This window comes from Xanthomonas sp. SHU 308 (genome assembly GCF_000364645.1).
GTDB lineage: Bacteria > Pseudomonadota > Gammaproteobacteria > Xanthomonadales > Xanthomonadaceae > Xanthomonas_A > Xanthomonas_A sontii.
This window is the reverse complement of the sequence record NZ_AQOK01000069.1, coordinates 1-10,263: the sequence shown is the minus strand read 5'-3', so window position 1 is coordinate 10,263 and position 10,263 is coordinate 1. Positions and strand designations below refer to the sequence as shown.

Genomic DNA, 10,263 nt, shown 5'->3' with positions numbered 1-10,263 from the left:
CTCGCCGGCGTGCGCCGCCAGCCAGGCGATCGCCGCGACCACGTCCTGCGGGCCGGCCGGGGCCGGATGTTCCGGCGCCAGCCGGTAGTCCACCGCCACCACCGCGCACGCGGCCGCCTGCGCCAGGCGCCGGCAGACCGGATCGTGGGTGTCCAGATCGCCGGCACTCCAGCCGCCGCCGTGCAGATAGACGATGGCCGCGGTGGCCTGCGGCGCGCTGACCGGCCGATACAGGCGCAGCGGGATCGGACCGGCCGGCCCCGTGGCGGTCAGCGCACGGACCTCGGCCACCGGCAACGGCGCGCCGCCGAGCAGCGCGCCGATCTGACCGTAGGCCTGGCGCAGCTGCGGGATCGGCAGGGTCTCCAGCGGGGGCGCGCCGCTGGCGGCCATGCCTTGCAACACCGCCAGCACGTCCGGCGCCAGCCGCGAAGGGTCGAAGAGAGGGGACTGCATGGCGTTCGCTCCAGGAAAGGACAGAGGTGAGGACACGGGGGTCAGTGGGCGCCGCCGGTGCGTGGCGACAGGCCGCGGCGACGCGCGCACGGCGGGCCGGGCGGGTGGATCATCCCTGGTCGCCGCCGCCCACCGGCAGCACCGTCCCGGTGATGTAGGAAGCCTCGTCCGAGGCCAGGAACAGGATCGCCGCGGCCTGCTCGTCGAGCGTGCCGTAGCGTTTCATCAGGCTCGATTCCACGGTCTGCGCGACGATCTGCTGATACCAGGCCTGCGCCTGCGCGCTCTGCGCATCGGCATTGCGCGGCACCCGCCGCGGCGGCGCCTCGGTACCGCCCGGGGCGACCGCGTTGACGCGGATGCCATGCGCGGCGTGCTCGAACGCCAGGCACGCGGTCAGCGCGTTGACCCCGCCCTTGGCCGCGCCGTACGGCACGCGATGGATGCTGCGGGTGGCGATGGAGGAGACGTTGACGATCGCCCCACCGCCCTGCGCGATCATGTACGGCAGCGCCGCGCGGCATCCCCACAGCGCCGGGAACAACGAGCGCCGCACCTCGGCCTCGATCTGCGCCGGGGTGTATTCCTGGTACGGCTGCGCCCAGATGGTGCCGCCGACGTTGTTCACCAGCACGTCGATGCGGCCCATCTGCGCCTGCGCGAACTGCATCGCCCGCGCGTTCTCCTCGTAGTGTTCCAGGTCGGCCACCAGCGTGGCGACTTCGGCCGGCGCCAGTGCCTGGGACAGTTCGGCGACATGGGCGGCGCGGTCCACCAGCACCAGCCGTGCGCCCTCGGCGGCGGCACGCTCGGCCACGCGCAGGCCGATGCCCTGCGCCGCGCCGGTGACCACCACCACCTTGCCGGCGAAACGCGCGCTCATGCGGCCCGTTCCTGCACCGGCGCCACGGCGCTGGGGGTGAACTTCTCGTAGTGGAAGGCGGCCGGAACCAGCCCGATGCCGGAAAAATGCGTGCGCACCGCTTCGACCATCGGCGGCGGTCCGCACAGGTACACGTCCACGTCGCCGCCGTGCAGGGCATGCGCAGGCAGGTGCTCGGTGACGTAGCCGGTGCGCGGATGCGCCGCCGCCGGATCGACCACGCAGGTATCGAACGTGAACCAGTCGGCCTGCTCGGCCAGCGCCTGCAGGCGCTCCAGCAGCACCAGGTCGGCGCCGCGGGTCACGCCGTACATCAGATGCACCGGATGCGCGCAGCCGCTGGCCTGCAATTGCGCCAGCATCGACAGGAACGGCGCCAGGCCGGTGCCGCCGGCCAGCAACAGCAGCGGCCGGGTGATCTCGCGCAGGTAGAAGCTGCCCAGCGGGCCGTTGAGGTCCAGGACCTGTCCCGGCGTGGCCGCGTCCAGGTAGGCGCTCATCAGGCCGCCGGGGACGCGCCGGATCAGGAAGGTCAGCGTGGACGCACCCGGCGCGGAACTGAAGGAATACGCGCGCAACTGGCCGCTGCCGGGCACGGCGATGTTGACGTACTGGCCGGGCAGGAAGGCCGGCGCCGGGCCGATCGTCTCCAGGGTCAGTTCCAGCGCGGCGTCGGCATGCGCGACCACCGCCGCCACCGTGGCCTGGAAGTGCACGCTCCCGGTCTTGCAGACGAGCGAGGTCGCCGGCACCGCCACGGCGCAGTCCGACTGCGGCCGCATCTGGCAGGTCAGGACCATGCCGGCGGCGGCTTCATCGGCGCTGAGCGCGTCCTCGATGTAGTCCTCGCCCAGATCGTAGCGCCCACGTTCGGCGCGGCACTTGCAGGTGCCGCACACGCCGTCGGCGCAATCCATCGGCAGGTTGATGCGCTGGCGGAAGGCGGCGTCGAGCACCGTCTCGCCGTCGTTGCAGTCGATGAAGCGGGTGATGCCGTCTTCGAAATTCAGCGCGATGCGATAGGACATGGCGGTTGCTCGCAGGTGCGTGCCGATCAGACGTGGTAGACGTCGACGACCTGGCGGATGTAATCGTTCTTCAGCACGATGGTCTTGCGCGCGATGCGCAGCGCGTCGTCCTGCCGGCGCAGGGTCAGCGTCACCGTGCCGAAGAATTGGTCGGTGACCTTGTAGCGATGGCTGAGCGTGTGGAAATTGTGCCGCACCTCGATGTCCTGCCCGTGCTCGGACAGCACCTCGATGTTGCTCAGGTTGTGGCTGGTGCGCGGCTCCGGCGTGGAGGCGCCGGAGCGCTCGGTCTTGATGCGGAACACGCGGTCCTCCAGCCCGGAGCGATCGGCGTAGTAGATCAGCGAGATCTGCGACTGCGGATCGTCGGTGAGGCGGTCGTCGTCGTCCCAGGCCGGCATCCAGTACACCGCGTCCTCGGCGTACAGGGTCAGCCACTCGTCCCACTGGCGGTCGTCGAGCAGGCGCGCCTCGCGGTACAGGAAGGCGCAGATGGTCTGGTAGTCGGTGCTCATGCCGTACCCTCGCGTTCGCGTGCGATCGCCTCGCGCATCGCCTCCGCCCAGTACGCGTGCTGGCGCACGAACAGGCCTTCGTCCTCGCTGCGCTCGCCCGACAGCAGCGGCGCCAGTCCCATCCGCCGCGCATTCTCGTCGGGGCCGTCGATCCACAACGGCGCGCCGCGGCTGAGATCGTTCCACGGCGCCGCGCCGGCGGCGTAGCCGGCCTGGCACGCGCGGAACTCCTCCAGGTCGTCGGCGGTGCCCATCCCCGAGACGTTGAAGAAATCCTCGTACTGGCGGATGCGCAGCGCACGGTCGCGCGCGCTTTCGCCCTTGGGCGCGAAGCAGAAGATGCTGACCTCGGTCTTGTCCACGTCCAGCGGCCTGACCACGCGGATCTGCGTGGAGAACTGGTCCATCAGGAACAGGTTCGGATACAGACACAGGTTGCGCGTCTGCTCGACGATGAACGCGGCGCGGTCGGCGCCCAGGCGCTGCGCCAGTTCCTCGCGCTGCGCGTACACCGGGCGCACTTCCGGGTTCATGGTCTTGGTCCACAGCAGCAGGTGCCCATTCTCGAAGCCGTACACGCCGGCGACGCTCTTGCTCCAGCTGCCGGCATCGACCGCCGGGGTGCCTTCCTGCTTGCGCCGGCTCATGGTGGCGGCGTAATTCCAGTGCACGGTGCTGACGTGGTAGCCGTCGCAGCCGTTCTCCATCTGCAGCTTCCAGTTGCCGTCGTAGACATAGGACGAGTTGCCGCGCAGCACTTCCAGCCCCTGCGGCGCCTGATCGACGATCTGGTCGATGATGATCCGGGTCTGCCCCAGGAACTCGTGCAGTGGCGCCACGTCCTCGCGCAGGCTGCCGAACAGGAAGCCGCGGTAGCTCTCGAAGCGCGGCACGCGCTTGAGATCGTGGCTGCCGTCCTGGCCGAACTGCGGCGGGTACTGGGTGGTCTTCTCGTCCTTGACCTTGAGCAGCTTGCCGGTATTGGAGAAGGTCCAGCCATGGAACGGACAGGTGAAGCTGCCCTTGTTGCCGTGCTTGCGCCGGCACAGCATCGCGCCGCGATGCGCGCAGGCGTTGATGACCGCGTGCAGTTCGCCGTGCTTGTCGCGGGTGATCACCACCGGCTGACGGCCGATGTAGGTGCTGTAGTAGTCGTTCGGCGCGGGGATCTGGCTCTCGTGCGCCAGATAGATCCAGTTGCCCTCGAACAGATGCTTCATTTCCAGTTCGAACAGATCGGCGCTGGTGAAGATCTCGCGACGGCAGCGGAACTGTCCCGCGGCGGGATCGTCCTGCACGGCATTGGCGAGCAGGGTGTCGAGCGCGGCCGCAGGGTCGATGACGGCAGACATGGGGGTGTCTCCTGTGAGAATGGCGGCGGCCTGCGTTGGCAACCGCAGGCCGCGGCAGTGACCGGCACGGGGCGACGCGCAGCGTGCCCCGTGACGCGGCGGAAACTAGGCGGCGACGCGGCGGCGCAGCGGATTGGCCTGGTTGTCCACGCCTTCCACCAGTGCGGTGAGGCGGAAATCGAACTGGATCTCGGCAAACGGGCCGCTCAGGCCGTTGGCCTGGATGCTGGCCTCGTCGCTGCGTTCCACCAGATCCGGCACCAGGCCATCGCGGGTGGCGTAGGCGAAGTCGTCGTTGACCAGCGGGTCGCCGGCGATGTTGATCTGCGTGGTCAGCTTGCGGTGGCCGTCGGCGCCGACGAAGAAGTGGATGTGCGCCGGACGCTGGCCATGGCGGCCGAGCGCGAACAGCAGGCGTTCGGTCGGGCTGCCCGGCGGCACGCCGTAGCCCTTGGGCACGATGCTCTGGAAACGGTACTGGCCGTTGTCGTCGGCGACGATGGTGCGGCGCATGTTGAACGGCGCCTGCTTGCCGGTGGGATCGAAGTGCGAATAGAAACCGCGCGTGTCGCAGTGCCACACCTCCACCGTGGCGCCGGGCAGCGGGCGGCCGTCGGCGGCGTACACGGTGCCGTGCATGATCAGCGGATGGCCGTTTTCGTCGCTGCCGTCGTCGAGCCGGGCGAAGCCGTGCGCCACCGGCGCGCCGGCCACGTACAGCGGTCCTTCGATGGTCCGCGGCGTCGGATTGTCGATGCCCAGTTGCGCGTCGATGGCGTCCAGGCGCAGATCCAGGAAGTGGTCCAGGCCCAGCCCGGGCGAGATCAGCCCGGCCTGCCCTGCCGCGCCCAGGTCGTTGAGCCAGGCGATCGCGCTCCAGTACTCGTCGGGCGTGACATCCAGATCGTCGATGGCCTTGAACAGGTCCGACAGCACGCGATGCACGATCCGTTTCACGCGCGCGTCGCCGGCCGTCTGCTCCAGGCCGCTGACCGTGCGCAGGAACGCCTGCACCTCCGGGGTCTCGAAAATCTTGACGCTCATCGTCTGGTTCCTTCTCTGCTCATGGTTGCGTTGGCTGCCTTGAGACGTTCCCCTCCCGAGGAAGCGCCCGTGGTGCGGGACTAGCGATCGTCCTCGTACAGCGACGAGGGATGGCGGCACAGCGGGGTGACCGCGATGCGCATGTAGGGAAACAACGGCAGCGACAGCAGCAGCGCGTGCAGTTCGGCGTTGTCGGCCACGTCGAAGATGCTGACGTTGGCGTACTGCCCGACCACCCGCCAGATATGGCGCCACTGGCCGCTGCGCTGCAGCTGCTGGAAACGCGCCTTTTCGTCGCGCTTGAGCTGCTCGGCACGCTCGGTCGGCATGTCGCCGGGCAGGTTCACTTCCATGCTCACGTGAAACAACATGTTCATTCCTCCACGCCGGTAGCCACCGGCATCACGATGCGGCGGCGATCGCGGCGCAGCGCGTCCACCCGTGCCTCGTCCAGGGCGATGCCCAGGCCTGGTCCGCACGGCAAGTGCAGTTGGAAATCCTCGTAGCGCAGCGGCTCGGCGAGGATCTCCTCGGTCAGCAACAAGGGACCGAACAGCTCGGTGCCCCATTGCAGGTTGGCGAAGGTGGCGAAGGCATGGGCCGAAGCGATCGTGCCGATCGCCCCTTCCAGCATCGTCCCGCCGTACAGGCCGATGCCGGCGGCATCGGCGATGGCCGCGACCTTCTGCGCGGCGTACAGGCCGCCGGACTGCTCGATCTTCACGGCGAACACGTCGGCCGCGCCGCGTCGCGCCGCCTCGAAGGCGCTTTCCGGGCCGCTCAGCATCTCGTCGGCCATCAACGCGATCGGGAAGCGGCGCATCAGCCGCCGCATCGACGCCAGCGACGCCACCGGTTGCTCCACCAGTTCGCAGCCGGCATCGGCCAGCGCCGGCAGCGCACGCACCGCCTCGGTCTCGCTCCAGGCCATGTTGACGTCCACCCGCACCGCGCCGCGCGCCCCCAACGCGCGCTTGATCGCCGCCACGTGGGCCACGTCCTCGGCGACGCTGCGCGTGCCGATCTTCAGCTTGAACACGTTGTGCCTGCGCGCGTCGAGCATGCGCTCGGCCTCGTCGATGTCGCGCGCGGTGTCGCCGGAGGCCAGGGTCCACGCCACCGGCAGGCGCTGGCGCTGGCGCCCGCCCAGCAGTTCGGACACAGGCAGTCCGACGCGCTTGCCCTGCGCGTCCAGCAGCGCGGTCTCGATCGCGCACTTGGCGAAATGGTTGCCCTTGACCAGGCCGCCGACACGCTGCATCAGCGCCTGCACCGCACTGGCGTCGGCACCGACCAGCAGCGGCGCGATGTAGCGGTCGATCGTCAACTGCATGCCTTCCGGGCTCTCCGCGCCGTAGGCCAGACCGGCGATGGTGGTGCCCTCGCCCAGCCCGACCACGCCGTCGCTGCAATGCAGGCGCACCAGCATCAGGGTCTGCCCGCGCATCGTCGCCATCGACAGGCGATGCGGGCGGATCGTGGGCAGGTCGAGCAGGAGCGTCTCGACGCGTTCGACGGTGGCGGTGGTGGGGTGCGGTGACATGGCGCCGATTCTTGGCCCGGCACGGCACTGCCGTCCAAGACTGAATGCAGCACCATTTCATACCCTGAAGATATAGTATGGCGGGAAACCTAGACGTTCATGATTTGCTGCAGCACAGCATACTTTGAATGTCATGTAACTTTCCGCCACAGCGAGCGTCTATGGATCTGCGTCAACTCCGCTACTTCGTGGCCGTCGCCCGCGAACGCAACTTCACCCGTGCCGCGGAAATCCTGCATATCGCGCAACCGCCGCTGAGCCGGCAGATCCAGCAGATCGAACAGCAACTGGGCGTGCCGCTGCTGGTGCGGCGCAGCCGCCCGCTGCGTCTCACCGACGCCGGACGGCTGTTCTACGAGGAAGCGCTGCAGGTGCTGGGCCGGGTCGAGCAGATGACCGAGGCCGCGCGCCGGCTCGGCCGCAGCGAGCGCCGCGTGGCCTCGATCGGCTTCGTCGCCTCCACCCTGTACGGCGGTCTGCCCACGGTGGTGCGGCGCCTGCGCCAGGCGCGACCGGACCTGGAAGTGCGCCTGGTCGAGCTGATGTCCAGCCAGCAGGTGGAAGCGCTGAAGGAAGGCCGCATCGACCTGGGCTTCGGCCGCGTGCGCAGCAGCGACCAGCATGTCGAACGCCTGGTCCTGCGCGAGGAGCGCCTGGTCGCGGCGATCCCGATGGAACACCCGCTGGCCGCGGAGGACGCGCCGCTGCCGCCGGCGGCGCTGGCCGGGCAACGGCTGCTGCTCTATCCCAGCCATCCGCGCCCCAGCTTCGCCGATCAGGTGCTGTCGCTGCTGCAGGATCACGGCGCGCATCCCAGCGAACTGCAGGAGGTGCGCGAGCTGCAGACCGCGCTGGGCCTGGTCGCGGCCGAGAGCGGGATCTGCCTGATCCCGGCCTCGGCGCGGTCGATGCGCAGCGACCTGCATTACCGCCTGATCGACGACGAACACGCCACCTCGCCGATCATCATGAGTTATCGCCGCAACGACGACTCCGGCCTGGTGGAACTGACCAAGCAACTGATCCGCGAGATGTATGCCGAGCATCCGCCGTGGCTGGACGTGTCCTACAACCGCTGGAACGCACCGTAACCCCGGCCACCGGCGCCTATCCGGCATACACTGGCCGCCGCGCGCGGCCCCGTGCCCACGCGCGCCGCCCCTTCGCCACCGCCGACGCCATGCCTCCCACCTCGCTTGCCCCCGCCTCCGACGACCCGATCGCCCTGACCCGCCGATGGCTGGAGCGCGCGGTGATCGGGCTGAACCTGTGTCCGTTCGCCAAGGCGGTGTACGTCAAGCAGCAGGTGCGTTTCGTGCTCAGCGATGCGAGTACGCCCGAGGCACTGCTCGAACAGCTGGCCGAGGAACTGGTGCTGCTGCGCGACACCCCGGCCGAGCAGATCGACACCACGTTGATCGTGCATCCGGACGTGCTGCAGGACTTCCTGGACTACAACGACTTCCTCGACAACGCCGACGCCGCGGTCGAGGCGCTGGACCTGCACGGCATCCTGCAGGTGGCCAGCTTCCATCCGCAGTACCAGTTCGCCGGCACCGCGGCGGACGACATCGGCAACTACACCAACCGCGCGCCCTACCCGACCCTGCACCTGCTGCGCGAGGACAGCGTGGAGCGCGCGGTGGCCGCGTTCCCGGACGCGGACGTGATCGTCGAGCGCAATCTGCAGACCCTGGAGAAGCTGGGGCTGGAGGGCTGGAAGCGGGCGGTTGAGAGTCGGGATTCGTGATTGGGGATTGGGGATTCGTAGAAGCGGGATTTGCGACGGTGCGTGGCGCCACGCGTTTTTGCCAATCCCTAATCCCGACTCCCTAATCCCGGCCCTCGAACAGCACCGCCACCTCCGCCGCCTCCAGCACCCGCCACTGCCCCGAGGGCAGATCGTCCAGGCCGAAGCCGCCGATGCGGCTGCGGTGCAGTGCGGCCACGTGGTTGCCGACGGCGGCGAACATGCGCCGCACCTGGTGGTAGCGGCCTTCGTGCAGGGCCACGCGCACCTGGCGCGGTCCCAGCGTCTCCAGTTGCACCGGCAGCAGCGGCGTGGTCTCGCCGTCGAGCAGCAGCGTGCCGCTGGCGAACTGCGCGGCCTCGTCGCCGCGCAGATCCTCGGCCAGGGTGGCCTCGTAGACCTTGGCCAACCGCGCCTTGGGCGAGACGATGCGATGCAGCAGCGCACCGTCGTCGGTCATCAGCAGCAGACCGCTGGTGTCGCGGTCCAGCCGCCCCACCGTGGACAGCAGCGGCGAGCGCAGGCGGAAGCGCGGCGGCAGCAGGTCGTAGACGATGCGTCCCGGATCCTTGGTCGAGCAGGTGTAGCCGACCGGCTTGTGCAACGCCAGGATCAGCCCGGGCGGCGGGTCCAGCGGCTCGCTGTCGACGCGGATCGTGGCGTGCGGCACCTGGTCGTCGGCGTACAGCACCTCGCCCTCGGTGTCGGTGATGCGGCCCTCGCGGAACATCAGCGCCACCTGCTTGCGGCTGCCGTAGCCCAGGTTGGCCAGGTGCTTGACCAGCTTCATCGGCGCGCTCCGGCGCGGCTGCGCACCGCGTGGATCAGCTTGAAGCCGTCGCGGGTGGCGAGCACCTCGGTCTCCCCGAAACTGGCGTCGAGCACCGCCTCGTAGGGCAGATGCCGGTTGGCGACCAGGAATAGCCGCCCGCCGGGCGCCAGCGCCTGCGCCGCCACCGCGATGAAGCGCCGGCCGATGTCCGGCCGCTCCATCCGCCCCGGCGCATGGAACGGCGGATTGCTGACGATGACGTCGTACTGCCCCGGCAGTCCGGTGGTCACGTCGTGCCAGTGGAAGCCCAGCGTCGGGCCGGCCGGTGCCTGCGCCAGATTCGCGCGCGCCAGCGCCAGCGCGCGCGCGTCGGCCTCGAACAGGTCCAGCGCGGTCAGTTGCGGGCAGCGCGCCAGCAGTTCGGCCGACAGGTAGCCGTAGCCGGCGCCGAGATCGGCGGCACGGCCGCGCAGATCGGCGGGCAGGTGTTCGGCCAGCAGCGCCGAGGCCGGGTCGATGCGATCCCAGGCGAACACGCCCGGGCGGCTGCGGAAGCGACCGTCGAGAATCGGCCGCACCGCATCCAGCGTCGCCCAGCGCTGCTGCAGCGCGGCGTCGTGGCCGCCGTCCAGCGGCGCGGTCCAGTACACCCGGCAGTGGTGCTTGGTCAGCTTGCCGCCGAGTCCAGCCAATTGCTGCAGGTCGTCCTCGCCGGAGCGCGCGCCCTCGTTGTTGGCCTGGCAGGCCACCACCATGCCGCCCGGCGCGGCCAGCGCCACGGCGCGCGCCAGCAGCGCCCGCGCTTCCTCGCGCTGGCGCGGCGGAAGCACCAGCACCAGCGCGTAGCCGCCTGCGTCGGCGGCGCCGTCCTGCTCCGCACGCGCCGTCCAGCCGCCCTGCTGCAGCGCGCTGGCGAACGG

Annotated in this window: 12 protein-coding genes; 2 read left to right on the top strand and 10 right to left on the bottom strand. The window is 69.8% G+C overall.

Annotation, left to right across the window (positions count from 1 at the left end; translation table 11 throughout):
* From D588_RS0103260 to D588_RS0103225, 8 genes are all read right to left on the bottom strand, one after another.
* The coding region (locus tag D588_RS0103260; protein WP_017914956.1) for an alpha/beta hydrolase fold domain-containing protein at window positions 1-456 on the bottom strand (456 nt) is incomplete at its 3' end.
* A 109-nt stretch (window positions 457-565) separates the two neighbouring features.
* A complete protein-coding gene (locus D588_RS0103255) occupies window positions 566-1,339 on the bottom strand; it encodes a 1,6-dihydroxycyclohexa-2,4-diene-1-carboxylate dehydrogenase (RefSeq protein WP_017908781.1) in 774 nt (257 codons plus the stop codon).
* Complete coding sequence (benC, locus tag D588_RS0103250; RefSeq protein ID WP_017913082.1) at window positions 1,336-2,367, bottom strand: benzoate 1,2-dioxygenase electron transfer component BenC; 1,032 nt, start codon at window positions 2,365-2,367, stop codon at window positions 1,336-1,338. The genes D588_RS0103255 and benC overlap by 4 nt, the downstream gene beginning before the upstream one ends.
* A 26-nt stretch (window positions 2,368-2,393) precedes the next feature.
* Window positions 2,394-2,882: a benzoate 1,2-dioxygenase small subunit gene (benB, locus tag D588_RS0103245; RefSeq protein WP_017908779.1), complete on the bottom strand. Its 489-nt coding sequence runs from the start codon at window positions 2,880-2,882 to the stop codon at window positions 2,394-2,396.
* Window positions 2,879-4,234 carry a Rieske 2Fe-2S domain-containing protein gene (locus D588_RS0103240; protein WP_017914955.1) on the bottom strand — a complete coding sequence of 452 codons (1,356 nt, stop codon included), beginning with the start codon at window positions 4,232-4,234 and terminating at the stop codon, window positions 2,879-2,881. The genes benB and D588_RS0103240 overlap by 4 nt, the downstream gene beginning before the upstream one ends.
* 105 nt (window positions 4,235-4,339) lie before the next feature.
* Entirely contained in the window at window positions 4,340-5,278 is a 939-nt protein-coding gene (gene catA, locus D588_RS0103235; protein ID WP_017914954.1) for a catechol 1,2-dioxygenase, read from the bottom strand.
* Window positions 5,279-5,358: 80 nt separating this feature from the next.
* Complete coding sequence (gene catC / locus D588_RS0103230) at window positions 5,359-5,649, bottom strand: muconolactone Delta-isomerase (protein ID WP_026143319.1); 291 nt, start codon at window positions 5,647-5,649, stop codon at window positions 5,359-5,361.
* Between the two features lie 2 nt (window positions 5,650-5,651).
* Window positions 5,652-6,821: a muconate/chloromuconate family cycloisomerase gene (locus D588_RS0103225; protein ID WP_017914953.1), complete on the bottom strand. Its 1,170-nt coding sequence runs from the start codon at window positions 6,819-6,821 to the stop codon at window positions 5,652-5,654.
* A 161-nt stretch (window positions 6,822-6,982) separates the two neighbouring features.
* Between D588_RS0103225 and D588_RS0103220 the strand changes: the two genes are divergently transcribed.
* Together D588_RS0103220 and D588_RS0103215 are read left to right on the top strand one after the other, a co-directional pair.
* On the top strand, window positions 6,983-7,912 hold the full coding sequence (locus tag D588_RS0103220; RefSeq protein WP_017908774.1) for a LysR family transcriptional regulator: 930 nt from the start codon (window positions 6,983-6,985) through the stop codon (window positions 7,910-7,912).
* An 89-nt stretch (window positions 7,913-8,001) separates the two neighbouring features.
* Window positions 8,002-8,571 carry a DUF1415 domain-containing protein gene (locus D588_RS0103215; RefSeq protein ID WP_017914952.1) on the top strand — a complete coding sequence of 190 codons (570 nt, stop codon included), beginning with the start codon at window positions 8,002-8,004 and terminating at the stop codon, window positions 8,569-8,571.
* 82 nt (window positions 8,572-8,653) lie between these two features.
* Here D588_RS0103215 and D588_RS0103210 read toward each other — a convergent pair whose 3' ends face one another.
* Together D588_RS0103210 and D588_RS0103205 are read right to left on the bottom strand one after the other, a co-directional pair.
* Window positions 8,654-9,361, bottom strand: a complete 708-nt coding sequence (locus D588_RS0103210) for a pseudouridine synthase (protein ID WP_017914951.1) — start codon at window positions 9,359-9,361, stop codon at window positions 8,654-8,656.
* On the bottom strand, window positions 9,358-10,263 hold a 906-nt coding region (locus D588_RS0103205), incomplete at its 5' end, for a methyltransferase (RefSeq protein ID WP_017914950.1). The genes D588_RS0103210 and D588_RS0103205, both read right to left, overlap by 4 nt.